Genomic DNA, 26,042 nt, shown 5'->3' with positions numbered 1-26,042 from the left:
CAAAACGCAGGGGGCCACTACGTGGCCCCATCGTCGCGGTTCGTCGCCACGACAAGCCGGCTCCCACAGGGCATCGATGATCCTTGTGGGAGCCGGCTTGTCGTGGCGACGAACCGCGACGATGGGGCGCGCAGCGCCCCCAGTGGACTTCAGCGTCGGACCGGACGCTTCTGCAGCTTGCGCTGCAAGGTGCGCCGGTGCATGCCCAGCGCCCGCGCCGTGGCGGAGATATTGCCCTCGTGCTCGCCCAGCACGCGCTGGATGTGCTCCCACTGCAGGCGATCCACCGACATCGGGTTTTCCGGCACCAGGGTATCCAGGTCGGTATGCTCCGAGAGCAGCGCCGCCAGCACATCGTCGGCGTCGGCCGGTTTGCACAGGTAGTTGCAGGCCCCGCGCTTGACAGCCTCGACCGCCGTGGCGATGCTCGAGTAACCGGTCAGGATCACCACGCGCATCTCCGGGTCCAGCTCCAGCAGCTTGGGCAGCAACACCAGGCCCGAGTCACCCTCCATCTTCAGGTCCAGCGTGGCGTAGTCGGGCAGGTCCTGTTCGGCCAGTTTCAAGCCTTCCTCGGCGGAACCCGCAGTGCTTACACGGAACCCACGACGCGACATCGCCCGGGCCATCACCCGGGTGAAGGTGGCGTCGTCATCCACCAGCAGCAGGTGCGGCAGCTCTTCGCCTTCGACCTGGTTTTCTTCGCTCATCATGCATCTCCTCGCTTGCCATGGGGCAGGCGCAATTCGGTCAGGGTGCCACCCTGCTCATGACTATAGAGTTTCACCGAACCGCCCGCACGCGTCACGCTGGCCTTGCTCAAGAACAGGCCCAGGCCGAAGCCTTTGCCCTTGGTGGTAATGAAAGGTTTGCCGATCGCCTCGGCAATGGCCGGCGGTACGCCCGGTCCATGGTCGCGGATGCTGATGACGATGTCCTGGGCGTCCCAGTCCAGGCGCACCTCCAGGTCGTCCGGGCAGGCATCGGCGGCATTGTTCAACAGGTTCAGCAGGGCCTGGGTCAGGTCCGGCGGCGGCGTCAGCCGCGGCACCACGCCATCGCGCAGGCGCTGGAAGCGGTAGCTGGCTTCCGGGCGCATCAGGTGCCAGCGGTTGAGCGCCTCGTCGAGCCAGGCGGTGACGTCCTGCTCGACGATCGCCAGGCGCCGGTTGGCCTCGGCGGCGCGCACCAGCTGCTGCAGGGTCTCCTTGCACAGCTTGACCTGGTCCTGGAGGATCTGCAGGTCTTCCTGCAACAGCGGGTCGGCGTGGTCCTGGCGCATTTCGTTGAGCAGCACGCTCATGGTCGCCAGCGGCGTGCCCAGTTCGTGGGCGGCGCCGGCCGCCTGGGTGGCCACGGCCAGCAACTGCTCGTCGCGCAGGCTTTCCTCGCGGCGCTCGGCACGCAGGTTCTCCTGGCGGCGCAACTCCTCGGCCATGCGCGCGGCGAAGAAGGTGATCACCCCCGCAGCCAGGGCGATGCTCAGCCACATGCCGTAGACCTGCATGGTGTCGCGCGCCAGCGGCAGCGTTTCCAGCGGGTAGTACTGCACCAGCAACAGGCTGTAGGCCACCAGGGCGATACCCGAGAGCACCAGCGAGTAGAGCCACGGCAAGGTCACCGCGGCGATGGCCAATGGCACCAGGTAATAGGAGACGAAGGGGTTGGTCGAGCCGCCCGAATAATAAAGCAGGGCGCTGTGGATCAGCAGGTCGCAGGCCAGCTGCAGGGCGTACTCGAGTTCGGTCACCGGCAGCGACAGGCGCAGGCGCAGGGCGGTGAACGCGCACAGCAGCGACGACAGGGCCAGCGTGACTGCCAGCGAGAACCACGGCAGCGGCAGCAGCTCGGTCCAGTAGGCCACGCCTACCGAGCCCGCCTGGGCCGCGAGGACGAGGATGCGGATGAAGGTCAGGCGCCAGAGGTTCTGGCGTGTGGCGGACAACGGATGTGCGACGGCGAGCATGAGCTCTCCCAATGAGTGCTCCAGGAAAATCGGCTGGAGTATACCGAAGCCGGGCGCTCCACTGCAGCGATGCGGCAAAGCGCCACACTTTGTCATAGATTCATGATGGCACTTTTGAACCCTCTACACTGTCACCGGTCTGATCGGCCATGCGTGGAACGGATCTGCTCACCCACGCCTTACCCTGCCAAGGAGCTCCACATGCACATTACCCGTCGCGGCGCCGCCGCCGTTGCCCTGTCCTGCGGCATGCTCGCCAGCCTGCCGGCCCTGGCGGCCGACGAGCCACGCTACAACCAGGTGTCGCTGCGTGCCGAAGTCAGCAAGGAAGTGGCACGCGACCTGATGGTCGTCACGCTGTACAGCGAAGCGCAGAACACCGACCCGGGCAAGCTGGCCAAAGAGATCACCGAGACCATGAACAAGGCCGTGCAGCAGGCCCGCCAGGTCAAGGACGTGAAGATCAGCCAGGGCAGCCGTAACAGCTACCCGATCTACGACACCAAGGGCCAGAAGATCACCGGCTGGCGCGAGCGCGCCGAACTGCGCCTGGAAAGCGCCGACTTCCCGGCCCTGTCCAAGCTCACCGGTGACCTGCTGCAAGACCTGAAGATGGGCGGCATGGACTTCTCCATTGCCCCGGCCACACGCAAGTCCAATGAAGACGAGCTGCTCAAGGATGCCGTCGCCGCGTTCAAGGCCCGCGCCCAGCTGGCCACCGATGCCCTGGGCGGCAAAGGCTACAAGGTGGTCAGCCTGAACCTCAACAGCAGCGGTTACCCGCGCCCTTACCTGCGCAACGCACCGATGGCGATGATGGCCAAGGGCGCCGCCGATGAAGCCGCGCCGGCACCGGATATCGAAGCCGGAACCAGCGAAGTGAGCATGAGTGCCGACGGCCTGATCGAAGTTCAGGTGCCCTGACCCATTCAACTGGATGTCCGAGGCGGTCAAAACCGTCTCGGACAGCAGTTTCAGACCTTTCCTACGCACCAAACGGGTGCGTCTGCTTGTCACATAAAGTGCGAAATATCCTGAAATTTTCGCCCTTTTCCCCCTCGCAAACGTTCAACATTCGCCAAAGTTATATGGATGCGACATCCATGTACGTCAGTACCACGTTTTTGGCGTCAACCATCCTGCTGAGTGTTGCATTGGGAATACCCCCTGCATAAGTATCCGCAGGTCGGCTCACGAGGCCGCCTCAATTCGAAAAATGACAACAATGAGGCCACCATGCTCAAACACGCAGTCATTCCGTTCCTGGTAGGCGCAGGCTTGCTAGCCGGTGCACCGATCGCCCACGCCGCGTCCAACCTGGTGTTCTGCTCCGAAGGCAGCCCGGCCGGTTTCGACCCGGGGCAATACACCACCGGAACCGACTTCGACGCCTCCGCCGAGACCATCTTCAACCGCCTGACGCAATTCGAGCGCGGCGGCACCAAGGTCATTCCGGGCCTGGCCACCAGTTGGGACGTCTCCGAGGACGGCAAGACCTACATCTTCCACCTGCGTGAAGGCGTCAAGTTCCATACCACCGACTACTTCAAACCGACCCGCGAGTTCAACGCCGACGACGTGCTGTTCACCTTCAACCGCATGCTCGACAAGGACCACCCCTTCCGCAAGGCCTACCCTACCGAGTTCCCGTACTTCACCGACATGGGCATGGACAAGAACATCGCCAAGGTGGAGAAGGTCGACGAGCACACTGTGAAGTTCACCCTCAACGACGTCGACGCCGCGTTCATCCAGAACATGGCCATGCACTTCGCCTCGATCCAGTCGGCCGAATACGCCGACCAGCTGCTCAAGCAGGGCAAGCCCGCCGAGATCAACCAGAAGCCGATCGGTACCGGGCCGTTCGTGTTCAAGAGCTACCAGAAAGACTCGAACATCCGCTTCACCGGCAACAAGAGCTACTGGAATCCTGAGGACGTGAAGATCGACAACCTGATCTTCGCCATCAGCACCGACGCCTCGGTGCGCATGCAGAAACTCAAGAAGAACGAGTGCCAGGTGACGCTCTTCCCGCGTCCGGCCGATATCAAGCCGCTGCAGGAAGACAAGAAGCTGCAGATGCCAGACCAGGCCGGCTTCAACCTCGGCTACATCGCCTACAACGTGATGGACAAGGTCAAGGGCAGCAACGAAGCGAACCCCCTGTCCCAACTCAAGGTCCGCCAGGCCCTGGACATGGCGGTCAACAAGCAGCAGATCATCGAATCGGTGTATCAGGGTGCCGGCCAGCTGGCGGTCAACGCCATGCCACCAACGCAGTGGTCCTACGACACCACGATCAAGGATGCCAAGTACGATCCCGAGAAGGCCAAGCAGCTGCTCAAGGAAGCCGGCATCAAGGAAGGCACCGAGATCACCCTGTGGGCCATGCCGGTGCAACGCCCCTACAACCCCAACGCCAAGCTGATGGCCGAGATGCTCCAGTCCGACTGGGCCAAGATCGGCATCAAGGCCAAGATCGTCAGCTACGAATGGGGCGAGTACATCAAGCGCTCCAAGGGCGGCGAGCAGGGCGCCATGCTGATTGGCTGGAGCGGCGACAATGGTGACCCGGACAACTGGCTGGGCACGCTCTATGGCTGCGATGCCATGGATGGCAACAACTTCTCCAAGTGGTGCTACAAGCCCTACGACGACCTGATCAAGCAAGCCAAGGCGACCCCCGACCAGGCCAAACGCACCGAGCTGTACAAGCAGGCGCAACATATCCTCAAGGAGCAGGTGCCGATCACCCCGATCGCCCACTCCACCGTGTATCAGCCCATGAGCGCGAAAGTGAAGGACTTCAAGATCAGCCCGTTCGGCCTGAACTCCTTCTACGGGGTCAGCGTGGACAAGTAACGGCCGTGATCGTCCCGCCGGGTTTTCCGGCGGGACGATGACACGACCGGGCGATACGTAGGGTAATTCCCTCACGCTCGCCGGAACGCTCCCGCACCCAAATCAGTAGCGAACCCTGGTTCCCGCATTCTGGCGCGCCTATCGTCAGGACCGGGATGCAGCAGCCGCGTTTTGCCTGTCGCGGCCTGAAGACACGGACAAAGGATCTGCCATGCGCCTGACCACACTGAGTTCCACCCTGCTTGCCCTCGGCCTGCTGAGCCAGGCTCCCGCGAGCCTCGCCAACAACCTGGTGTTCTGCTCCGAAGGCAGCCCGGCGGGCTTCGACACCGCCCAGTACACCGCGGCCACCGACAACGACGCCGCCGAACCGATCTACAACCGCCTGGTCGAGTTCGAGCGTGGCGGCACCGCCGTGCAGCCGGGCCTGGCCACCGACTGGCAGGTGTCCGAGGACGGCCTGAAGTACACCTTCCACCTGCGCCCCGGGGTGAAGTTCCATGGCAACAAGGACTTCAAGCCCAGCCGCGACTTCAACGCCGACGACGTGCTGTTCACCTTCAACCGCATGCTCGACAAGGACCACCCCTTCCGCAAGGCCTACCCCACCGAGTTCCCGTACTTCATCAGCATGGGGCTGGACAAGAACATCGCCAAGGTCGAGAAGACCGACCCGCTGACCGTGGCCTTCACCCTCAACAAGGTCGACGCCGCGTTCCTGCAGAACATCGCCATGGCCTTCGCCTCGATCCTCTCCGCCGAGTACGCCGACCACCTGCTGGCCAGCGGCAAGGCCAGCGATATCAACCAGAAGCCGATCGGCACCGGTCCGTTCGTGTTCCAGCGCTACCAGAAGGATTCGCAGATCCGCTTCAAGGGCAACAAGGACTACTGGGCACCTGACCGGGTGAAGATCGACAACCTGGTGTTCTCGATCAACGTCGACCCCTCGGTGCGCATCCAGAAGCTGCGCCGCAACGAATGCCAGATCACCCTGCACCCGCGCCCGGCCGACCTGCCCGCGCTCAAGGAAGACGGCAAGCTGCAGGTGATGACGCAACCCGGTTTCAACCTTGGCTATATCGCCTACAACACCCAGCACCCACCCTTCGACCGGCTGGAGGTGCGCCAAGCCATGGACATGGCGGTGAACAAGCAGGCGATCATCCAGGCGGTCTATCAGGACGCTGGCCAGGCCGCCGTCAACGCCATGCCGCCGACCCAATGGTCCTACGACAAATCGATCAAGGACGCCCCCTTCGACCCGGAAAAGGCCAAGCAGCTGCTCAAGCAGGCCGGGGTCAAGGAAGGCACCGAGATCACCCTGTGGGCCATGCCGGTACAGCGCCCCTACAACCCCAACGCCAAGCTCATGGCCGAAATGCTCCAGTCCGACTGGAGCAAGCTCGGTTTCAAGGTGCGCATCGTCAGCTACGAATGGGGCGAATACCTCAAGCGCATGAAGAGCGGCGAGCATGACATCGCCCTGATCGGCTGGACCGGCGACAACGGTGATCCGGACAACTGGCTCGGCACCTTGTTCAGCTGCGACGCCATCGGCAGCAACAACTACTCCTTGTGGTGCGATTCGCAATACGACGCGCTGGTGAAAAAAGCCAAGCAGGTCACCGACCGCGACCAGCGCACCAGCCTCTACGAACAAGCCCAGCAACGTCTCAAGCAACAGGTGCCGATCACCCCGGTCGCGCACTCCACGGTCAACCAGCCGCTGAGCATCAGCGTGAAAGACTTCAAGGTCAGCCCCTTCGGACGCAACGTTTTCTCCGGCGTCAGCATCGATTGACCCTGCAACGCCCGGCCGGGAGTGCGACCCACTCCCGCGACGGCGTGCAGCCCGGATTTGCCTGGCAACCCCCAGGCAGACACTGCAGTACCGCGTCACCGTGACAAGCCCGGCCCACAAGGTCGGGTGATAACTAGAAAAATATCAGGGAGCTTTCATGTTGATTCGTACCACAACCACCGCACTGGCCTTGTCCGTCGGCGCCTTCTGCGCCCTCGCTCAGGCCGAACCCGCAAGCCAGGACTTCGTGCCGTTCGCGCTCAAGTCCAGCAGCGAACAGGCCGAAGCCAAAGGTTTCATTGATGGCCAGAGCCTGTCCGGCAGCACCCGCAACTGGTATGCCCGCGAACGCGCCACCCGCGCGCCGCTGTGGAAATACACCAAGAGCGATGGCACCCGCCACGACACCCACAGCCGCGACAACTGGGTGCAGGGCACCATCCTCAACTACAGCTCGGGCTTCACCGAAGGCACCGTCGGCTTTGCCGTCGAGGCCGCAGCCTACAATGCCATCGCCCTCGAGCAAGGTCGCGCCGCCGTGGCCGGCCCGAACAACCGTACCCTGACCCACAGCGACGGCGACCCGATCGGCCAGTGGAGCAAGATGGGCCTGGGCAACGTCAAGGCGCGCATCTCCAACACCACGCTGACCGTCGGTCGTCAGTCGGTCGACACGCCGATGATCGCCTACATCGGCAACCGCGCGCTGCCTTCGAGCTTCCAGGGCGCGTTCCTGCACAGCGCCGAGTTCGAGAACCTGTCGTTCGACGTGGGTACCTTCGACCGCGTTTCGCCGCGTACCGAGCAGAGCCTGAGCAAGTTCCGCAGCGAATACGGCAACGGCAGGGAAACCGACCGCGCCAGCACCGTCGGCATCAACTACCAGCCGCTCAAGAGCCTGACCACCAGCCTTTACGCCACCAAGGTCGAGGACTTCTGGAACCAGTACTACTTCGGCGCCAACCACGTGCTGGGCGACAGCGCGGTGCTGAGCCTGACCACCGGTCTGAACTACTACAAGACCGTGGACGAAGGCAGCAAGAAGATGGGCGAGATCGACAACGACACCTACAGCCTGTCGTTCGGCCTGACCCACCAGGCCCACACCCTCACCGCCTCCTGGCAGCAGGTCAACGGTAACGAGTACTTCGACTACCTGCACGAGACCAACGGCATCTACCTGGCCAACTCACTGCTGTCGGACTTCAACGGCCCGAACGAGAAATCGCTGCAGATCAGCTATGTGCTGAACATGGCGCCGTATGGCGTGCCGGGCCTGAAGTTCAACGTCTACAACGCCCGCGGCTGGGATATCGACGGTACCCACTACAAGGGCACCGCCTATGACGTCCGCGGCCAGGACGGCGAGAACCACTACGAGTGGGGCATCGGCACCAGCTACGCGGTGCAGAGCGGCATGCTGAAGGACACCACCATCCGCGCCACCTATACCGCCCACCGTGCCAGCAAGGCGCAGAGCGACGGCAGTCTCGACGAGTTCCGCGTCGTCACCACCATTCCGTTCAACATCCTCTGACCGTTGGCGCCACGGCCCGCCTCCCCACGGGCCGTGGCGGCTACGCTGGAACTAGCACTGCAGGGAGGTTCCATGAAATTGCTACCGCTACGTGCTGCCCTGGCAGCCGTCATCCTGGGCGCCGCATCGAATCTGGCGGCCAAGCCGCTGGTGGTGTGCACCGAAGCCAGCCCGGAAGGCTTCGACATCGTCCAGTACACCACCGCCGTCACCGCCGACGCCACGGCCGAGGCCATCTTCAACCGCCTGGTCGACTTCAAGCCCGGCACCACCGAGATCCAGCCGGCCCTGGCCACCAGCTGGGACGTCAGCCCCGACGGCCTGGTCTACACCTTCCACCTGCGCGAAGGCGTCAAGTTCCACACCACCGACTACTTCAAGCCCACCCGCGACTTCAATGCCGATGACGTGCTGTGGAGCCTGAACCGTCAGCTGAAGAAAGACCATCCGTGGCACGACAAGACCAGCGTCGGCTACCCCTACTTCGAGAGCATGGCCTTCAAGGACCTGCTCAAGTCGGTCGAGAAGACCGACGATCACACCGTGGTGATCACCCTGACCCGCCCGGAGGCGCCCTTCCTGCGCGACCTGGCCATGGCCTTCACCTCGATCTACTCCGCCGAGTACGGCGACCAGCTGCTCAAGGCCGGCAAGACCGGCGAGCTCAACAGCAAGCCGGTCGGCACCGGCCCGTTCGTGTTCCAGCGCTACAACAAGGACGCCAACGTCCGCTACAAGGCCAACCCGGACTACTTCCGTGGCAAGCCACCCGCCGACGCGCTGATCTTCGCCATCGCCACCGACAGCAACGTGCGCCTGCAGAAACTGCGCGCCAACGAATGCCAGATCGCCCTGTATCCCAAGCCTGACGACGTGCCGGGGATCAAGACCGACCCGAAACTCAAGGTCGCCGAGATCGAGGCGCTGGTTACCGGCTACATCTCGATGAACACCCAGCACAAGTACCTGAGCGATGTGCGCGTGCGCAAGGCGATCGACATGGCCTTCGACCGCCAGACCCACGTCGACCAGCTGTTCGGCAAGGGCAACGCCCTGGTTGGGGTCAACCCGTATCCACCGACCATGATCGGCTACAACACCGACAACAAGAACCCGCCCCACGACCTCGACAAGGCCCGCGCCCTGCTCAAGGAAGCCGGCGTGCCGGAGGGCACGGTGATCACCCTGTTCACCCGCAACGGCGGTGGCCCGACCAACCCCAACCCGCGCCTGTCCGCCGAAATGCTGCAGTCGGACCTGGCCAAGATCGGCATCAAGCTCGACATCCGCGTCATGGAGTGGGCCGAGATGCTGCGTCGCGCCAAGAAGGGCGAGGCCGACCTGGTGTCGGCGGGCTGGGCCGGCGACAACGGCGACCCGGACAACTTCCTCACGCCGATGCTCAGCTGTGACGCGGTGAAAAGCGGCGAGAACTATGCGCGCTGGTGCAACCAGAAATTCCAGGACCTGATCACCCGCGCCCGCGAAGTGATCGACAACGACGAACGCGCCAGGCTCTATAACGAGGCCTTGGCGGTGTACGATGAAGACCAGCCGTGGATCAGCATGGCCCACCCGAAAATGTTCACCGCCATGCGCGAGAACGTCGAAGGCTATGTGATCAACCCACTGACCAACAACAACTTCGCCACCACCAAGGTGAAGTAGAACAACAACAGCCGCCGGACCTTGTGCAAGAGGCCCCGGCGGCACGCCGTTTCCGGCTGATGAGGTACCCCTGACAATGTTGAGTTTTATTGCCCGACGCCTGGGTCTGCTGATTCCGACCTTCTTCGGTATCACCCTGCTGACCTTTGCGCTCATACGCCTGATCCCCGGCGACCCCGTCGAAGTGATGATGGGCGAACGCCGGGTCGACCCCGAAATGCATGCCCAGGCCATGGAGCGCCTGGGCCTGAACAAGCCGCTGCCGGCCCAGTACCTGGACTATGTCGGCAAGCTCGCCCAGGGCGACCTGGGCGAATCCCTGCGCACCCGTGAAAGCGTATGGAACGAATTCCTCACCCTGTTCCCGGCTACCCTGGAGCTGGCCATGGCCGCCCTGCTGTTCGCCGGGGTCATCGGCCTGCTGGCCGGGGTGATCGCCGCGCTCAAGCGCGGCTCGCTGTTCGACCACGGGGTGATGGGCATCTCCCTGGCCGGCTACTCGATGCCGATCTTCTGGTGGGGCCTGATCCTGATCATGTTCTTCTCGGTGAGCCTGGGCTGGACACCGGTCTCCGGGCGCATCGACCTGCTCTATGACATCGAGCCGAAAACCGGCTTCATGCTCATCGACACCCTGCTCAGCGACGAGGAAGGCGCGTTCAAGGATGCCGTGATGCACCTGATCCTGCCGGCCATCGTGCTGGGCACCATCCCGCTGGCGGTGATCGCCCGCATGACCCGTTCGTCGATGCTCGAAGTGCTGCGCGAGGACTACATCCGTACCGCCCGCGCCAAGGGCCTGTCGCCGTCGCGCGTGGTGTTCATCCACGGCCTGCGCAACGCGCTGATCCCGGTACTCACCGTGTTCGGCCTGCAGGTCGGCACGCTGTTGGCCGGCGCCGTGCTCACCGAAACCATCTTCTCCTGGCCGGGCATCGGCAAATGGCTGATCGAAGCCATCGGTGCCCGTGACTACCCCGTGGTCCAGAACGGCATCCTGTTGATCGCCTGCCTGGTGATCCTGGTCAACTTCGTCGTGGACATCCTCTACGGCCTGGCCAACCCACGCATCCGTCATCAGCGCTGAGGACTACGCCATGACCAGCCCGATTCCAAAATCCGTCACCCCGCCCAGCGTGGTCGACCAAAGCTTGCTCTATCCCTCGCCGTACAAAGAATTCTGGCAGGCCTTCTCGCGCAACAAGGGCGCGGTGGCCGGCCTGGCGTTCATGTGCCTGGTGGTGTTCTGCGCCCTGTTCGCCCCTTGGGTGGCGCCGCACAACCCCAGCGAGCAATACCGCGACTTCCTGCTCACGCCGCCGGTATGGCTCGAAGGCGGTACCTGGCAGTTCATCCTCGGTACCGACGAACTGGGCCGCGACCTGCTCTCGCGGCTGATCCAGGGCGCCCGACTGTCGCTGCTGATCGGCCTGTCGTCGGTGGTGATGTCGCTGATCCCGGGCATCCTGCTGGGCCTGCTGGCCGGCTTCTTCCCGCAGATCCTCGGCCCCTCGATCATGCGCCTGATGGACGTGATGCTGGCCCTGCCCTCGCTGCTGCTGGCCGTGGCCATCGTCGCCATCCTCGGCCCAGGCCTGATCAACACCGTGATCGCCATCGCCATCGTCTCGCTGCCGTCCTACGTGCGCCTGACCCGCGCCGCGGTGATGGGCGAACTGAACCGTGACTACGTCACCGCCGCGCGCCTGGCCGGTGCCGGCCTGCCACGGCTGATGTTCGTCACCGTGCTGCCCAACTGCATGGCGCCGCTGATCGTGCAGGCCACCCTGAGCTTCTCCTCGGCGATCCTCGACGCCGCGGCCCTGGGCTTCCTCGGCCTCGGCGTGCAGCCGCCAACCCCCGAGTGGGGCACCATGCTGGCCTCGGCCCGCGACTACATCGAACGCGCCTGGTGGGTGGTGAGCCTGCCCGGCCTGACCATTTTGCTCAGTGTGCTGGCAATCAACCTGATGGGCGACGGCCTGCGCGACGCGCTGGACCCGAAACTCAAGAACGCCGCCTGAGGAGATCGCCATGTCACTGTTGCAGATCAACAACCTGAACGTGCGCTTCGGCGACGCCAATGCCGTGCCCGTGGTGGACGGCCTCGACCTGAGCGTGGATGCCGGCGAGATCCTCGCCATCGTCGGCGAGTCGGGCTCGGGCAAGTCGGTGACCATGATGGCGCTGATGGGGCTGATCGAAGCCCCCGGGCGCATCACCGCGGACGTGCTCGACTTCGCCGGCACCAACATGCTCAAGCTCAGCGGCCGGCAGCGCCGCAAGGTGGTGGGCAAGGACATCGCCATGGTCTTCCAGGACCCGATGACCGCGCTCAACCCCAGCTATACCGTGGGCTACCAGATCGAGGAAGTGCTGCGCCAGCACCTGGGCCTCAAGGGCAAGGCTGCGCGCCAGCGCGCGCTGGAGCTGCTGAAGAAGGTCGAGATCCCGGCCGCCGAAAGCCGCCTGGACGCCTACCCGCACCAACTGTCCGGCGGCATGAGCCAACGCGTGGCCATCGCCATGGCCATCGCCGGCGAGCCGAAACTGCTGATCGCCGACGAACCGACCACCGCGCTGGACGTGACCATCCAGGCCCAGATCATGGAGCTGCTGGTCAACCTGCAGAAAGAGCGCAACATGGCGCTCATCCTGATCACCCACGACCTGGCCGTGGTCGCCGAAACCGCCAAGCGCGTGTGTGTGATGTACGCAGGGCAAGCAGTCGAAGTCGGCCAGGTGCCGGAGCTGTTCGACATTCCCGCCCATCCGTACAGCGAAGCGCTGCTGGCGGCCATTCCCGAGCACAGCATCGGCGCCGAACGCCTGGCCACCCTGCCCGGCATCGTCCCCGGCCGCTATGACCGCCCGCAAGGCTGCCTGCTGTCACCGCGCTGCCCCTATGTGCAGGAAAACTGCCGCCGGCAGCGCCCGGCCCTCGATCCCCAGGCCCATAGCCTGGTGCGTTGCTTCTATCCGCTGAACCAGGAGGTGGCGTGATGGCCGTCGTACTTTCCGCTCGTGAGCTGACCCGCCACTACGAAGTCTCCCGCGGCCTGTTCAAGGGCCATGCGCTGGTGCGGGCGCTCAACGGCGTGTCGTTCGAACTGGAGGCCGGCAAGACCCTGGCCGTGGTCGGTGAATCCGGCTGCGGCAAGTCGACCCTGGCGCGGGCCCTGACCCTGATCGAAGAGCCGTCCTCCGGTTCGCTGCAGATCGCCGGCCACGAGGTCAAGGGCGCCAGCAAGGACCAGCGCAAACAGTTGCGCCGCGACGTGCAGATGGTGTTCCAGAGCCCCTACGCCTCGCTCAACCCTCGGCAGAAGATCGGCGACCAGCTCGCCGAGCCGCTGCTGATCAACACCTCGCTGAGCAAGGCCGAACGCCGCGAGAAAGTGCAGAAGATGATGGAGCAGGTGGGCCTGCGCCCCGAGCACTACCAGCGTTATCCGCACATGTTCTCCGGCGGTCAGCGCCAGCGCATCGCCCTGGCCCGGGCGATGATGCTGCAACCCAAGGTGCTGGTGGCCGACGAACCCACCTCGGCGCTGGACGTGTCGATCCAGGCCCAGGTGCTGAACCTGTTCATGGACCTGCAGAAGGAGTTCAACACCGCCTACGTGTTCATCTCCCACAACCTGGCGGTAGTGCGCCATGTGGCGGACCAGGTGTTGGTGATGTACCTCGGCCGGCCAGCGGAAATGGGGCCCAAGCAGGACATCTACGACAAGCCGCTGCACCCGTATACCCAGGCGCTGCTGTCGGCCACCCCGGCGATCCACCCGGACCCGCTGAAGCCGAAGATCCGCATTGCCGGTGAACTGCCCAACCCGCTGAATCCGCCGGACGGTTGTGCGTTCCACAAGCGTTGCCCGTATGCCACCGAACGCTGCGCCAAGGAAGTACCGGCGTTGCGCCAAGTGAGCACGCGGCAGGTGGCGTGCCACTATGCCGAGCAGTTCCTGTAGGTCCGGGTAGCCTTCATCGCGGGGCAAGCCCGCTCCCACGAAGCCAGTTCGGCCTCGTGGGAGCGGGCTTGTCCCGCGATTGTTTCAATGCATGAAGAACCAGATCAGGATGATCACCGGAATCGGCACCCCAATCATCCACAGCAGTATCGAGCGCATGGCTGTTCTCCTCGTGTGGTGTTGATCAAAAGAGGTGCAGCCCCCATGCCAGCTGTATCAAAAAATTACATACATACAAATCAAAAACTTAGCCGGCAACCGCTCGGAAAAACCGTGCAAAATGCCGGATCCGTGGCCTTGCGCCTGGGTTTTCTGCAATGCACTATCGGGCCCATGACCACCACTCCCCTCTCCGACGGCCCTGAGCAGACCCCTCTCACCGCCGCCACCGTCATGCGCTACCACCTGTGCTGGAAGCATCGCGACCTGGACGGGGTGATGGCCCTGTACCACCCGGATATCCAGTACCACGACTTCTTCCAGAACCGCGTGCTCGGTTTCACCCAGCTGCGCGACTACGTGCGCGCCAGCCTGCCCCATGAGGCCGGGGAGGACATCGTCCACAGCGACCGCATCCGCGTCGATGGCTGCACCGCGTTCATCCAGTACCAGGTCACCGTACAAGGTGGCGACGGCCTGGTGGCGTTCCAATCCAGCGAGGCGATCACGGTCAGGGACGGGCTGATCTGGCGGATCAACGAATACGCCACGCTGGTGCGCGGCGATGCCAAGGGCAGCCCCGCCGGTGGTCCGCGTCCGGCCACCAGCCGGCTTGGCCTGTCGCCACGCCAGCTGTCGACCATGGCCCAGGACCTGGAGCATTACTTCCAGGCCCAACGCCCCTACCTTGACCCTGAACTGGACCTGCAGCAGGTCGCCGACGAAAGCGGCTACAGCCGCAACCAGATTTCCTATCTGCTCAACCAGGTGCTTGGCCAGAGCTTCTACCGCTACGTCAACCAGGCCCGCCTGCAGCACCTGCTGAGCCGGTTGGACAATAGCTGCGCTGCGGCGCCCGTCGATGACCTGGCGTTCAACGCCGGTTTCAATTCGCTGTCGGCGTTCTACAAGTGCTTCCGTGAGCACACCGGCCTGTCGCCAAAGGCCTACCTCAAGCAAATTTCCCTGCGTGCACGCACGTAAGACAGCCCTCCCCGCGCTTCACTAGGATCGTCCACAGACCTTGAACGGATGTGGAGCCCGACCCGATGCAACCCCTGCGCACGATCAGCCTGTGGATGGACCAGCTCGACGAGCCATTGTGCGCGCGCCCGGCCCTGCGTCAGGACCTGGACCTCGACGTGTGCATCATCGGCGCGGGCTACACCGGCTTGTGGACGGCCTACTACCTCAAACGCCAGGCGCCGCAGCTGAACATCGCGGTGATCGAGGCCAACATCGCCGGCTTCGGCGCCTCCGGACGCAATGGCGGCTGGCTGATGGGCAACCTGCTGGGCGAGGACCGCCTGCTGGCCACGCTCTCGCCGCAGCAAAGGCGTGAAAGCATCGACCTGCTGCATGGCATCCCCGACGAAGTCCACGACGTGCTCCTGCGCGAAGGCATCGCCTGCGACTACCGCAAGGGCGGAGTGCTCTACTGCGCCGCCCGCTACCCGGAACAGGAACGCAGCCTGCGCGCCTGGCTCGACGACCTCTACCGCCAGGGCATGAATGAAGACGACTACCGCTGGCTGCGCCCGGAACAGCTGGATGCCCAGCTGAAGATCAGCAACCCCTACGGCGCCCTCTACAGCCCACACGTCGCCACCATTCAACCGGCAAGGCTGGTGCGTGGCCTAGCACGGACAGTCGAGGCCATGGGAGTGCCGATCTACGAGAACACCCCAGCCATAGACTGGCAGACCGGCGAAGTACGCACCCCGTTGGCACGCATCCGCAGCCACTGGGTGGTGCCGGCCGTGGAAGGCTACGCCGCCAGCCTGCCACCGCTCGGGCGGCACCAGCTGCCGGTACAGAGCCTGCTGGTGGCCACCGAGCCGCTGCCGGAGTCGACCTGGGAGCAGATCGGCCTGAGCCAGGGCCAGGCCTTCAGCGAAAACAGCCGCCAGGTCACCTATGGCCAGCGCAGCGCCGACAACCGCCTGGTGTTCGGTGCCCGCGGCGGCTACCGCTTCGGTGGCCGCCTGCGCGAGGACTTCACCCTGACCACCGACGAGGTGGAGCTGCGCCGCTACCTGTTCGGCGAACTGTTCCCACAGCTCAAGCACGTACGCATCACCCACTCCTGGGGCGGCAACCTCGGCATGGCCCGGCGTTTCCGCCCGCACATGCTCTGCGACCGCCAGCGCGGCATCGCCCTGGCCGGCGGTTATGGCGGCGAGGGTGTCGGCGCCACCAACCTCGGTGGACGCACCCTGGCCGCGCTGATCCTCGGCCAGCACAACGAACTGACGGCGCAGCCCTGGGTGCACGACAACCGCCCGCTGTCGAGCTTGGCCAGCTGGCCACCCGAGCCGTGCCGCTGGCTGGGCTACAACGCGATCATCCAGAGTTTCGTCCACGAGGACCGGACCCTCGCCAACCCCGCCAGCGCGCCCTGGCGGCGGCGCCTGGCCAGTGGGCTGGCCGACTTCATGGAAGGCTTCATGCACTGACTTCCCCTCACCACCACACAGGATCCACCGGTCATGAGCATCACCCAGTTCAAGCACACCGACAGCGCCATCCTGGACAGCAGCACCCCGGTCGCCGTGCCCCTCGGCGAGACGGTCGCGGTCACTTCGGTCACCTGCGTCGAACGCAACGACGGCGTCGAGACCGGTATCTGGGAATGCACCCCGGGGCGCTGGCGGCGGCAGATCGTGCAGCAGGAGTTCTGCCATTTCATCAAGGGCCGCTGCACCTTCACTCCCGACGGTGGCGAGCCCCTGGTCATAGAAGCCGGAGACGCACTGATGCTACCGGCCAACAGCCTCGGCACCTGGGATATCCAGGAGACCGTGCGCAAGACCTACGTCCTCATTTTCTGATCCGCTGATCGCCTGCCTTCGATAACAACAGACAAAGCAAGGTAACCCCGACATGCGCACCCTCCTTCTCGCTCCCCTGATGCTGGCCGCCAGCGTGGCCAGTGCCGCCGACTCGGTGAAGATCTACAACTGGTCGAGCTACATCGCCCCGGACACCCTGAAGCACTTCCAGCAAACCACCGGCATCAATCCCACCTACGACGTGTTCGACAGCAACGAGACCCTCGACGGCAAGCTAATGACCGGCAACTCCGGCTACGACGTGGTGTTCCCCTCCAACCACTTCATGGCCCGGCAGATCCAGGGCAAGGCCCTGAAGCAGCTGGACAAGTCGCAACTGCCCAACTGGAAGAACCTCAACCCGGTGCTGCTCAAGGCCCTGGAGGTCAACGACCCGGGCAACCAGTACGGCTTCCCCTACCTGTGGGGCAGCACCGGCATCGGCTACAACATCGACAAGGTCAAGGCGGTGCTCGGCGACAATGCGCCCATCGATTCGTGGGACCTGTTCTTCAAGCCCGAATACCTCGCCAAGCTCAAGAGCTGCGGCGTGGCGGTGCTGGACAACGGCCCCGAGCTGCTGCCGATCGCCCTGCACTACCTGGGCCTGCCCCACCACAGCCAGAACCCGGCGGACTATGACAAGGCCAAGGCGTTGCTGATGCAGGTGCGCCCGTATATCAGCTACTTCCACTCCTCGAAGTACACCGGCGACCTGGCCAATGGCGACGTGTGCCTGGTGGTGGGTTTCTCGGGCGACGTGCTGCAGGCGAAGAACCGTGCCGAGGAGGCGAAGAACGGGGTGAAGGTGGGCTACTCGATCCCGAAGGAAGGCGCGCCGATGTGGTTCGACATGGTGGCCATGCCGGCCGATGCACCTGACGAGAAGGCCGGGTATGCGTACATGAACTACCTGTTGCAGCCGGAAGTGATGGCCAACATCAGCAACTTCGTGCAGTACGCCAATGGCAACCAGCAGGCGGATGCGCTGGTGGACCCGGCGCTGAAGGGCAACACGATGATCTACCCGAGTGACGACGTGATGGGCAAGTTGTATGCGCTGGAAGCGATGCCGGCGAAGATCGACCGCATCAGGACGCGGATCTGGACCAGCATAAAAGCCGGCAACTGACATACGTCAGTTACAAGCTTGAAGCTGCAAGCGACAAGAAAAAGGCGGGCCTTTCCGGGCCCGCCTCTTCTTGAAGCTCGCAGCTTGCAGCTGCTCTTAGTGGTGCTCGCGAGTCGCGCGGAATTTCACATCCGGCCAGCGCTCTTCCATCAGCGCCAGGTTGACCCGGGTCGGGGCCAGGTAGGTCAGGTGACCACCACCGTCGATGGCCAGGTTCTCCACCGCCTTGTTCTGGAATTCCTCGAGCTTCTTCTTGTCGTCGCAGCTGATCCAGCGCGCCGACCAGACGGTGATCGGCTCATAGGCGCACTCGACCTTGTACTCTTCCTTCAGGCGACTGGCGACCACGTCGAACTGCAGCACACCGACCGCGCCGAGGATGATGTCGTTGCTGCGCTCGGGGAAGAACACCTGGGTCGCGCCCTCTTCGGCCAGCTGCTGCAGGCCCTGGCGCAGCTGCTTGGATTTCAGCGGGTCCTTCAGGCGCACGCGGCGAAACAGCTCCGGGGCGAAGTGCGGGATGCCGGTAAAGCCAAGCGCCTCGCCTTCGGTGAAGGTGTCGCCGATCTGGATGGTGCCATGGTTGTGCAGGCCGATGATGTCGCCGGCATAGGCCTCCTCCAGCTGCTCGCGCTCGGAGGAGAAGAAGGTCAGGGCATCACCGATGCGCACGTCCTTGCCAGTGCGCACGTGGCGCATCTTCATGCCCTTTTCGTACTTGCCCGAGCAGATACGCATGAAGGCGATACGGTCACGGTGCTTCGGGTCCATGTTCGCCTGGATCTTGAACACGAAGCCGGTGAATTTCTCTTCCACCGGCTCCACGGTGCGCTCGTGGGCGACACGGGCCAATGGGCGCGGCGCCCAGTCGACAACCGCGTCGAGCACATGGTCGACACCGAAGTTGCCCAATGCGGTACCGAAGAACACCGGGGTCAGCTGGCCATTGATGAACGCGTCCTGGTCGAACTCGTGGCAGGCGCCCTGCACCAGTTCGAGTTGTTCGAGGAAGCGGTCGTATTCGTCACCCAGGTGGGCGCGGGCTTCATCGGAATCGAGCTTCTCGATGATCTTCGCTTCGGTGCGCTCGTGGCCATGCCCCGGGGTGTAGACGATGATGTAGTCGCCGGCCAGGTGGTACACGCCCTTGAAGTCGCGGTAGCAACCGATCGGCCAGGTGATCGGCGCGGCCTTGATCTTCAGCACCGCCTCGATTTCGTCGAGCAGTTCGATCGGGTCGCGGATGTCACGGTCGAGTTTGTTGATGAAGCTGACGATCGGCGTGTCGCGCAGGCGGCACACATCCATCAGGGCAATGGTGCGCGGCTCGACGCCTTTACCGCCGTCGAGCACCATCAGCGCCGAGTCCACCGCGGTCAGGGTGCGGTAGGTGTCTTCCGAGAAGTCTTCGTGGCCGGGGGTGTCGAGCAGGTTGATCATGTGCTCGCGGTAGGGGAACTGCATCACCGAGGTGGTGATGGAGATGCCGCGCTGTTTCTCCATTTCCATCCAGTCGGAGGTGGCGTGGCGGTCGGACTTGCGCGACTTCACGGTACCGGCGACGGCAATGGCCTTGCCCATCAGCAGGAGCTTCTCGGTGATGGTGGTCTTACCGGCGTCGGGGTGGGAAATGATTGCGAAAGTGCGGCGCTTCGCGACTTCGGCGGCCTGGTTGGTCATGGGAAATCGCCTGACTGGGGATTCAAAAAGGGGCGATATCATACCTGAAGTCGGGGCGCGGACCAAAACCGAAGATACGAAAGGCGGCCCGAACATGGTATTCGAAGGATCACGACAGCCACGCATACATCGCCTAGCCCAGGGCCATCCAACGTCGCGTCGGCAAACGCCTCGATAGCAGGAATTTCAACGCCTCCACGTAATATTTACGCTGTTTTATCGCGCGAAATTTCCTAAACTCCAGTGATTAACACTGGCCAAATGCCGCTCTAGATGGGAACCTTTACGCCCACGGAGACGTCCACTCCCCTGCAAGCCGCTTCGCTTCAGGGCTGGTTTCACCTGCTTCACGAGCCCGACGGGGTTCGGCTCATGGCCTGATGCCGCGCATCGGCTGCTACTCGCGAGCACACCACCCGCCGCCAGGAATGGCCGGCCGCACGGGGGTGTGATCGCCGACTATAAAAAAGGAGTCCGCCTGTGGCTGCACGCTACGGAAAAGGGCTGTTGGGATGGGCCGCCGTGCTCGTCATCCTGGCCCTGCTGGTCCACTGGATCGGCATCGACACGATCGACCGCTACCGCGACGATCTTGGGTTCTACCTGCAAGCGCACCTGGTCCTGGTGCTGGCTTCGATGGCGGCGGCGCTGGCCGTGGGCATCCCCGCCGGCATTGCCTTGAGTCGACCGCACCGGGTCGACAAGGCCGAGCGCTTCATGCAGTTCTTCAACGTTGGCAACACCATTCCTCCCCTGGCCGTCCTGGCCATCGCCCTGAGTATCCTGGGCATCGGCGCCGGTCCCGCGATCTTCGCGTTGTTCCTCGCCTCCCTGCTGCCCATCGTGCGCAATACCTACGAGGGCCTGAAAAACGTCCCCGCCTCACTCAAGGAAGCCGCCACCGGCATCGGCATGACCCCGCGCCAGCAGCTGTGGCAGGTGGAACTGCCCAATGCCGTGCCGATCATCGTCGGCGGGGTGCGCGTGGCCCTGGCGCTGAACGTCGGTACCGCACCGCTGGCGTTCCTGATCGGCGCCAACAGCCTGGGCAGCCTGATCTTCCCCGGCATTGCCCTGAACAACCAGCCGCAGCTGTTGCTGGGTGCCGCGTGCACCGCGCTGCTGGCCCTGGCGCTCGACGCGCTGGTGAGTTTCTCCAGCAAGCGCTGGCTGGAACGTGGCCTGGCCCGATAACGAGAGGGATACCATGAAGAAGACAATCGCCCTGTTGCTGGGCGCGGCCCTGCTATGCGCAGGCTTTGCCCAGGCAGCGGAAAAGCCGCTGATCCGCATCGGCGCGCGGGTGTTCACCGAACAGACCGTGCTCGCCGAAATCACCGCCCAGTACCTGCGCGCCAACGGCTTCGACGTGCGGGTGACCGCCGGCCTTGGCAGCAACATCGCCCGCCAGGCCCAGGAGACCGGTCAGCTCGACCTGATGTGGGAATACACCGGCGTCTCGCTGGTGTCCTACAACCATATCGACGAGCGCATGCCCAGCGCCGAGGCCACCTATGCCCGGGTCAAAAAACTCGACGCAGAAAAAGGACTGGTCTGGCTGACTCCGTCGAAATTCAGCAACACCTACGCCCTGGGGCTGCCCAGGCAGGTCGCCGCGGCCTACCCGCAGGTCAACACCATCAGCGATCTCAACCAGGTGCTGCGTGACGAGCCCGCCCGCAACCACCTGGTGGCCCTGGACACCGAGTTCGCCAACCGCCCCGATGGCCTGGTCGGACTGCGCGAGATGTACGGGCTGCCCCTGGATCGGCGCAACATCCGCCAGATGGATGGCGGCCTGGTCTACACCGCGATGCGCAACAACCAGGTGTTCGCCGGCCTGGTCTACACCACCGACGGGCGCCTGGACGCCTTCGACCTCAAGCTGCTGGAAGACGACAAGCACTACTTCCCCGACTACACCGCGGCGCCCGTGCTGCGCAAGGCGGTGCTCGACGCCCACCCACGACTGGCCACCCTGCTCGAACCGCTGGCCAGTCAGCTCGACGACCAGACCATGCGCAAGCTCAACGCCCAGGTCGATGTCGAGCACCAGAGCCCGACCGTGGTCGCCACGACATTCCTGCGTGAGCATTCACTCGGCGAGGTACAGCCATGAACCTGCTCGACACCTTTGCCCACCTCGACTGGACCCAGGTCCTGCAACTGACCGGGCAGCACATCACCCTGGTCGGCATCGCCGTGGGCCTGGCCATCATCGTCGGCGTGCCGCTGGGCATCCTGATGACCCGTTTCCCGGTATTCGCCGGCCCCCTGCAGGCCAGCGCCACGGTGCTGCTGACCATCCCCTCGATCGCCCTGTTCGGCCTGCTGCTGCCGTTCTACTCGAAGTTCGGCCAGGGCCTGGGGCCGCTGCCGGCGATCACCGCCGTGTTCCTTTATTCACTGCTGCCGATCCTGCGCAACACCTACCTGGCCCTGACCAACGTCGAGCCGGGTATCCGCGAGGCCGCCCGTGGCATCGGCATGACCTTCGGCCAGCGCCTGCGCATGGTCGAGCTGCCCATCGCCGTGCCGGTGATCCTGGCCGGCGTGCGCACCGCCGTGGTGATGAACATCGGCGTGATGACCATCGCCGCGACCATCGGCGCCGGCGGCCTGGGCGTGCTCATCCTCACCGCCATCAGCCGCAGCGACATGTCGATGCTGCTGGTCGGCGCCGTACTGGTCAGCCTGCTGGCGATCATCGCCGACCTGCTCCTGCAAGCCCTGCAACGTGCCCTGACTCCAGAAGGACTGCGCTCATGATCGAACTGAAGAACCTCAGCAAGACCTTCAACGTCAACGGCAAGGACGTCAAAGCCGTCGACGCGGTAAGCCTCACCGTCAACGAAGGCGAAATCTGCGTGTTCCTCGGCCCCTCCGGCTGCGGCAAGAGCACCACGCTGAAGATGATCAACCGCCTGATCACCCCGACCTCAGGGCAAGTGTTCATCAATGGCGAGGACACCACCGGCCTGGACGAGGTGACCCTGCGCCGGCATATCGGCTATGTGATCCAGCAGATCGGCCTGTTCCCCAACATGACCATCGAGGAGAACATCACCGTGGTGCCGCGCCTGCTCGGCTGGGACAAGCAGAAATGCCATGACCGCGCCCGCGAGCTGATGCACATGATCAAGCTCGAGCCCAAGCAGTACCTGCAGCGCTACCCACGCGAACTGTCCGGTGGCCAGCAGCAACGCATCGGCGTGATCCGCGCCCTGGCCGCCGAGGCCCCGGTGCTGCTGATGGACGAGCCGTTCGGCGCGGTCGACCCGATCAACCGCGAGATGATCCAGAACGAGTTCTTCGAGATGCAGCGGGCCCTGAACAAGACGGTGATCATGGTCAGCCATGACATCGACGAGGCCATCAAGCTGGGCGACAAGATCGCCATCTTCCGCGCCGGCAAGCTGTTGCAGCTGGATCACCCGGACACCCTGCTGGCACACCCGGTGGACGATTTTGTCAGCAACTTCGTCGGCCAGGACAGCACGCTCAAGCGCCTGCTGCTGGTGCGCGCCGAGGATGCGGCGGACAACGCGCCGTCGCTGAGCCCGGAAACACCGGTGGGCGATGCGCTGGAGCTGCTGGACGAGCATGACCGCCGTTACGTGGTGGTGACCGATGCGCAGAATCGCGCGCTGGGTTATGTGCGCCGGCGCGACATGCACCGCCAGCAGGGCACGTGCGGGGATTTCCTGCGTCCGTTCAATGCCACGGCGGCGCACGATGAGCACCTGCGCATCCTGCTGTCGCGCATGTACGAGTTCAATCGGGCGTGGTTGCCGGTGCTGGATGCCGAACAGGTGTTCCTGGGAGAGGTGACGCAGGAGTCGATTGCGGCGTACCTGAGCTCTGGGCGCTCGCGCGGGGCGAAGACCTCGATCGTGTCGCCGGCGGAGGCAGTGGTTTCCTGAGCCGGCCTCATCGCGGATGAATCCGCTCCTACAGGTAGGAGCGGATTCATCCGCGATAAAGGCGACGCGCTATCAGAACCCTACACTGGCCTGCACATAGAACGTGCGCGGCTCACCCACATAGATCCCCGCGTTGTTGTCGCTGGAGCGGGTGAAATACTGCTTGTCGAACAGGTTCTTCACCCCGGCGGCCAGCTTCAGGTTCGACAGCTGCGGCCCGAACGCATAGCCACCCCGGGCATGCCAGGTGACGTAGCCCGGAATGTCGCCATATTGCCCGTCGGCGCTTGGCTGGGTGATGTAGTTGCCGTTGAAGCTGCCATCGGCGTTCATCCCGGTACCCGGCGCGCGCTGCTTCGACTGGGCGTAGGCATCCAGGTTCCAGGTCCAGCGGTTGACCTCGTAGCGCACGCCGGCGGTGGCCACCTGGCGCGAATAGAACGGCAGGTCACGGCCCTTGAAACCAGGGATCTCCCCCTCGTAGGTAGCACGGGTGTAGGTATAGCCGGCATTCACCGACAGACCCTGCAGGCGTGGGTCCAGGCCGGACAGGTCGTAGCGCGCCGAGGCCTCGATGCCCTGGTGCTTGGTCGCCCCGAGGTTGGTCCAGCCGACATCGTTGCTGATGTATTGCAGCTCATCGTCGAAGTCGATGTAGAAGGCTGTCAGCTCACCGGCCCAGTTGCCGTTGTCATAGCGCGTGCCGATTTCGTAGGTCTTGGCCTTCTCCGGCTCCAGGCCGTTTGCCGTGCTGTCGCCAACGCCGCCCTGGCCCAGCTGGAAGTACTGCAGGCTGCCGAACGAGGTCTCGTAGTTGGCGAACAGCTTCCAGGCGTCGGACATGTGGTACATCACGCTCAGCGCCGGCAGCGGTTCGTTGCTGGTGATGCTGCGGTTCTTCTCCGGCACCGGACGGTAGTTGGCGTCCATCACCGGTCGGTCGCGCCAGTCGGTGTTGATGTGCTCGAAGCGGATGCCCGGGGTGATGGTCCAGTTGCCGACGTCGATCTTGTCGTCGATGTAGTAGGCGCTGGCCTCGGTGCCACCGCTGCGGTCCTGGAACACATGGCCGTCAGAGGTCGGGGTCACGGTCGGCACGTTGTCGACCAGCGCCAGGCGGGTGGACTGCTCGCGCATCGCTTCCTTCAGGTAGCGATAGCCGACGCTGACTTCCTGGGTGGTCGGGCCGACGAAGAAGATCCGCGACAGACGTGGCTCGATGGCGAAGGTGTGGTAGTTGCGCGGGTACGACGACAGGGTCTTCTGGTCGCGGGCGGCAATGGCGCTGCCACGGAAGCTGTCGGTGTAGTAAGTCAGCACCTCGAACTGGGTGGCATCGTCGATCTGCCGCTGCCACTTGAACGACACGTCCTTGCGCCGGCCGCTGAAGTAATCGTAGTCGCGCACCGACTGGTAGGGGTTGTGATCGTACTGGGCCTGGGTCAGGCCGCCCGGCATGTCGGCACGGCCGTCGTAGTAGTGGAAATTGAGCCAGAACTCGTCGACATCGGTCGGTGCCCAGTGGGTCTTGAGCATCACGTCGTCGATATCGTTGTCGTTGTTGCTTTCGCGATAGCCATCGCCATTCACGCCGGTATACAGCAGCGCCACGCCCATGCCGTTGTCGGCGGTGCCGCCGACGAAGGCCGATTCGGTGTGTTTCCAGCCGCCATCGCGCGAAGTCTCGAGGGTGGTGGACAGCTCGCCGCTGGCCTTCTCGGGGATCGCCCGGGTGACAAAGTTGATCACCCCACCGACGTTCTGCGGGCCATAGCGCACCGAGCCTGCACCACGGACCACGTCGATGCTGTCGAGGTTGCCCGAGGAGATCGGCGCCATCGACAACTGTGGCTGACCATAGGGGGCGAAAGCCGCCGGAATGCCATCGATCAGCACCGTCGAACGCGGCGACAGGCGCGACGTCAGGCCACGCACGCCGACGTTCAGCGACAGGTCGCTGCCACCGGTGCCGTTGGAGTCCTGCACCTGCACGCCCGGGATACCGCGCAGGGCGTCACGCACGTTCATCGTGCCCTTCTCCACCATCGCTTCGCGGCGCACCACGGTGCGCGCGCCCGGATGGTTCTGCACCACGCTCTGGTCGGCATCGCCCAGCCAGTCCCCGACCACCTTGATATCCGTGGGCGCCAGCTCCAGGCTGCCGGTGGTCAGGGTGCCTGCAGCCTGGGCCGGCTTGACCACCACGGTGTCGGCGGACTGCTCGAAGGTCAGCCCGCTGCCTTGCAGCAGTTGCTGCAGGGCCTGCTCCGGCGCCAGGTTGCCGGACACCGCCGGGGCCTGCTTGCCATCCACCAGCTCGGGGCTGAAGAACAGTTGCAGGTTGGTCTGCTGGCCCAATTGCTTGAGCGCGCCCGCCAATGGCTGGGCCTGGATCTGGATGCTGTCGGCGTAGCTGTTACCGGCGGCGGCGCTGACCGCCAGGGCCAGCGCCAGGCGGCGCAACTGGAGAAGGGGATTATTGTTGTTCACGTCTTCGATGGGTCCTGAG

The 26,042-nt window shown here is 64.2% G+C and carries 21 protein-coding genes; 17 read left to right on the top strand and 4 right to left on the bottom strand.

Annotated features, from left to right (window positions below; all coding sequences use genetic code 11):
* Positions 1–149 precede the first annotated feature (149 nt).
* Both CCOS191_RS04950 and CCOS191_RS04945 read right to left on the bottom strand, forming a co-directional pair.
* Positions 150–710, bottom strand: coding sequence for a response regulator transcription factor (locus tag CCOS191_RS04950; RefSeq protein WP_023632665.1), 561 nt, complete (start codon positions 708–710; stop codon positions 150–152).
* A complete protein-coding gene (locus CCOS191_RS04945; RefSeq protein WP_038706754.1) occupies positions 710–1,966 on the bottom strand; it encodes an ATP-binding protein in 1,257 nt (418 codons plus the stop codon). Before CCOS191_RS04945 ends, CCOS191_RS04950 begins: the two co-directional genes overlap by 1 nt.
* 201 nt (positions 1,967–2,167) lie before the next feature.
* Here CCOS191_RS04945 and CCOS191_RS04940 point away from each other — a divergent pair, with 201 nt between their 5' ends.
* The 13 genes from CCOS191_RS04940 to CCOS191_RS04880 all read left to right on the top strand — a co-directional run bounded on the left by CCOS191_RS04940 (position 2,168) and on the right by CCOS191_RS04880 (position 17,930).
* Positions 2,168–2,890 carry an SIMPL domain-containing protein gene (locus tag CCOS191_RS04940; RefSeq protein WP_046854281.1) on the top strand — a complete coding sequence of 241 codons (723 nt, stop codon included), beginning with the start codon at positions 2,168–2,170 and terminating at the stop codon, positions 2,888–2,890.
* A 312-nt stretch (positions 2,891–3,202) separates the two neighbouring features.
* Positions 3,203–4,828 (top strand): ABC transporter substrate-binding protein, encoded by a 1,626-nt coding sequence (locus CCOS191_RS04935; RefSeq protein WP_046854280.1) that lies wholly within the window; start codon positions 3,203–3,205, stop codon positions 4,826–4,828.
* Between the two features lie 211 nt (positions 4,829–5,039).
* The gene (locus CCOS191_RS04930; RefSeq protein WP_046854279.1) at positions 5,040–6,632 is read left to right on the top strand and encodes an ABC transporter substrate-binding protein; all 1,593 of its coding nucleotides are present in this window, start codon (positions 5,040–5,042) and stop codon (positions 6,630–6,632) included.
* Positions 6,633–6,789: 157 nt separating this feature from the next.
* The gene (locus tag CCOS191_RS04925; RefSeq protein ID WP_046854278.1) at positions 6,790–8,169 is read left to right on the top strand and encodes an OprD family porin; all 1,380 of its coding nucleotides are present in this window, start codon (positions 6,790–6,792) and stop codon (positions 8,167–8,169) included.
* A gap of 72 nt (positions 8,170–8,241) precedes the next feature.
* On the top strand, positions 8,242–9,837 hold the full coding sequence (locus CCOS191_RS04920) for an ABC transporter substrate-binding protein (RefSeq protein WP_046854277.1): 1,596 nt from the start codon (positions 8,242–8,244) through the stop codon (positions 9,835–9,837).
* A 76-nt stretch (positions 9,838–9,913) separates the two neighbouring features.
* Complete coding sequence (locus CCOS191_RS04915) at positions 9,914–10,924, top strand: ABC transporter permease subunit (protein ID WP_028689623.1); 1,011 nt, start codon at positions 9,914–9,916, stop codon at positions 10,922–10,924.
* Between the two features lie 10 nt (positions 10,925–10,934).
* The gene (locus CCOS191_RS04910; RefSeq protein ID WP_046854276.1) at positions 10,935–11,861 is read left to right on the top strand and encodes an ABC transporter permease subunit; all 927 of its coding nucleotides are present in this window, start codon (positions 10,935–10,937) and stop codon (positions 11,859–11,861) included.
* 10 nt (positions 11,862–11,871) lie between these two features.
* Entirely contained in the window at positions 11,872–12,840 is a 969-nt protein-coding gene (locus tag CCOS191_RS04905) for an ABC transporter ATP-binding protein (RefSeq protein ID WP_046854275.1), read from the top strand.
* Positions 12,840–13,808, top strand: coding sequence for a peptide ABC transporter ATP-binding protein (locus tag CCOS191_RS04900; RefSeq protein ID WP_046854274.1), 969 nt, complete (start codon positions 12,840–12,842; stop codon positions 13,806–13,808). Before CCOS191_RS04905 ends, CCOS191_RS04900 begins: the two co-directional genes overlap by 1 nt.
* 333 nt (positions 13,809–14,141) lie before the next feature.
* The gene (locus tag CCOS191_RS04895) at positions 14,142–14,951 is read left to right on the top strand and encodes a helix-turn-helix domain-containing protein (protein ID WP_046854273.1); all 810 of its coding nucleotides are present in this window, start codon (positions 14,142–14,144) and stop codon (positions 14,949–14,951) included.
* 65 nt (positions 14,952–15,016) lie between these two features.
* A complete protein-coding gene (locus CCOS191_RS04890; RefSeq protein WP_046854272.1) occupies positions 15,017–16,423 on the top strand; it encodes an NAD(P)/FAD-dependent oxidoreductase in 1,407 nt (468 codons plus the stop codon).
* 33 nt (positions 16,424–16,456) lie between these two features.
* Positions 16,457–16,798: a cupin domain-containing protein gene (locus CCOS191_RS04885; protein ID WP_046854271.1), complete on the top strand. Its 342-nt coding sequence runs from the start codon at positions 16,457–16,459 to the stop codon at positions 16,796–16,798.
* Positions 16,799–16,850: 52 nt separating this feature from the next.
* Positions 16,851–17,930 (top strand): polyamine ABC transporter substrate-binding protein, encoded by a 1,080-nt coding sequence (locus CCOS191_RS04880; RefSeq protein ID WP_023629782.1) that lies wholly within the window; start codon positions 16,851–16,853, stop codon positions 17,928–17,930.
* 96 nt (positions 17,931–18,026) lie between these two features.
* Here CCOS191_RS04880 and CCOS191_RS04875 read toward each other — a convergent pair whose 3' ends face one another.
* Positions 18,027–19,610: a peptide chain release factor 3 gene (locus CCOS191_RS04875; RefSeq protein WP_023629783.1), complete on the bottom strand. Its 1,584-nt coding sequence runs from the start codon at positions 19,608–19,610 to the stop codon at positions 18,027–18,029.
* 480 nt (positions 19,611–20,090) lie between these two features.
* Here CCOS191_RS04875 and CCOS191_RS04870 point away from each other — a divergent pair, with 480 nt between their 5' ends.
* The 4 genes from CCOS191_RS04870 to CCOS191_RS04855 are packed head-to-tail and all read left to right on the top strand — an operon-like array spanning position 20,091 to position 23,533.
* Positions 20,091–20,804: an ABC transporter permease gene (locus CCOS191_RS04870; RefSeq protein ID WP_046854270.1), complete on the top strand. Its 714-nt coding sequence runs from the start codon at positions 20,091–20,093 to the stop codon at positions 20,802–20,804.
* A gap of 13 nt (positions 20,805–20,817) precedes the next feature.
* Complete coding sequence (locus CCOS191_RS04865; RefSeq protein WP_046854269.1) at positions 20,818–21,729, top strand: glycine betaine ABC transporter substrate-binding protein; 912 nt, start codon at positions 20,818–20,820, stop codon at positions 21,727–21,729.
* Complete coding sequence (locus CCOS191_RS04860; protein ID WP_046854268.1) at positions 21,726–22,379, top strand: ABC transporter permease; 654 nt, start codon at positions 21,726–21,728, stop codon at positions 22,377–22,379. Before CCOS191_RS04865 ends, CCOS191_RS04860 begins: the two co-directional genes overlap by 4 nt.
* The gene (locus CCOS191_RS04855) at positions 22,376–23,533 is read left to right on the top strand and encodes an osmoprotectant ABC transporter ATP-binding protein OsmV (RefSeq protein ID WP_046854267.1); all 1,158 of its coding nucleotides are present in this window, start codon (positions 22,376–22,378) and stop codon (positions 23,531–23,533) included. The genes CCOS191_RS04860 and CCOS191_RS04855 overlap by 4 nt, the downstream gene beginning before the upstream one ends.
* Before the next feature lie 72 nt (positions 23,534–23,605).
* On the opposite strand, the gene CCOS191_RS04850 is transcribed toward CCOS191_RS04855, so the two are convergent.
* Positions 23,606–26,023, bottom strand: coding sequence for a TonB-dependent siderophore receptor (locus CCOS191_RS04850; protein ID WP_046854266.1), 2,418 nt, complete (start codon positions 26,021–26,023; stop codon positions 23,606–23,608).
* Between the last annotated feature and the right edge of the window lie 19 nt (positions 26,024–26,042).

Origin of the sequence: Pseudomonas sp. CCOS 191 (genome assembly GCF_001007005.1) — a bacterium.
Lineage (GTDB): Bacteria > Pseudomonadota > Gammaproteobacteria > Pseudomonadales > Pseudomonadaceae > Aquipseudomonas > Aquipseudomonas soli.
The sequence above is the reverse complement of the archived record's forward strand: the minus strand, read 5'-3'. Positions and strand labels throughout refer to the sequence as shown.

What these genes read in the sequence shown, in the direction of transcription:
- CCOS191_RS04880 (WP_023629782.1), top strand. Translation starts at nt 16,851, where the DNA reads ATGCGCACCCTCCTTCTCGCTCCCCTGATGCTGGCCGCCAGCGTGGCC.
- CCOS191_RS04855 (WP_046854267.1), top strand. Translation starts at nt 22,376, where the DNA reads ATGATCGAACTGAAGAACCTCAGCAAGACCTTCAACGTCAACGGCAAG.
- CCOS191_RS04895 (WP_046854273.1), top strand. Translation starts at nt 14,142, where the DNA reads ATGACCACCACTCCCCTCTCCGACGGCCCTGAGCAGACCCCTCTCACC.
- CCOS191_RS04910 (WP_046854276.1), top strand. Translation starts at nt 10,935, where the DNA reads ATGACCAGCCCGATTCCAAAATCCGTCACCCCGCCCAGCGTGGTCGAC.
- CCOS191_RS04905 (WP_046854275.1), top strand. Translation starts at nt 11,872, where the DNA reads ATGTCACTGTTGCAGATCAACAACCTGAACGTGCGCTTCGGCGACGCC.
- CCOS191_RS04940 (WP_046854281.1), top strand. Translation starts at nt 2,168, where the DNA reads ATGCACATTACCCGTCGCGGCGCCGCCGCCGTTGCCCTGTCCTGCGGC.
- CCOS191_RS04925 (WP_046854278.1), top strand. Translation starts at nt 6,790, where the DNA reads ATGTTGATTCGTACCACAACCACCGCACTGGCCTTGTCCGTCGGCGCC.
- CCOS191_RS04930 (WP_046854279.1), top strand. Translation starts at nt 5,040, where the DNA reads ATGCGCCTGACCACACTGAGTTCCACCCTGCTTGCCCTCGGCCTGCTG.
- CCOS191_RS04935 (WP_046854280.1), top strand. Translation starts at nt 3,203, where the DNA reads ATGCTCAAACACGCAGTCATTCCGTTCCTGGTAGGCGCAGGCTTGCTA.
- CCOS191_RS04900 (WP_046854274.1), top strand. Translation starts at nt 12,840, where the DNA reads ATGGCCGTCGTACTTTCCGCTCGTGAGCTGACCCGCCACTACGAAGTC.
- CCOS191_RS04945 (WP_038706754.1), bottom strand. Translation starts at nt 1,966, where the DNA reads ATGCTCGCCGTCGCACATCCGTTGTCCGCCACACGCCAGAACCTCTGG.
- CCOS191_RS04860 (WP_046854268.1), top strand. Translation starts at nt 21,726, where the DNA reads ATGAACCTGCTCGACACCTTTGCCCACCTCGACTGGACCCAGGTCCTG.
- CCOS191_RS04885 (WP_046854271.1), top strand. Translation starts at nt 16,457, where the DNA reads ATGAGCATCACCCAGTTCAAGCACACCGACAGCGCCATCCTGGACAGC.
- CCOS191_RS04915 (WP_028689623.1), top strand. Translation starts at nt 9,914, where the DNA reads ATGTTGAGTTTTATTGCCCGACGCCTGGGTCTGCTGATTCCGACCTTC.
- CCOS191_RS04875 (WP_023629783.1), bottom strand. Translation starts at nt 19,610, where the DNA reads ATGACCAACCAGGCCGCCGAAGTCGCGAAGCGCCGCACTTTCGCAATC.
- CCOS191_RS04890 (WP_046854272.1), top strand. Translation starts at nt 15,017, where the DNA reads ATGCAACCCCTGCGCACGATCAGCCTGTGGATGGACCAGCTCGACGAG.
- CCOS191_RS04950 (WP_023632665.1), bottom strand. Translation starts at nt 710, where the DNA reads ATGAGCGAAGAAAACCAGGTCGAAGGCGAAGAGCTGCCGCACCTGCTG.
- CCOS191_RS04920 (WP_046854277.1), top strand. Translation starts at nt 8,242, where the DNA reads ATGAAATTGCTACCGCTACGTGCTGCCCTGGCAGCCGTCATCCTGGGC.
- CCOS191_RS04865 (WP_046854269.1), top strand. Translation starts at nt 20,818, where the DNA reads ATGAAGAAGACAATCGCCCTGTTGCTGGGCGCGGCCCTGCTATGCGCA.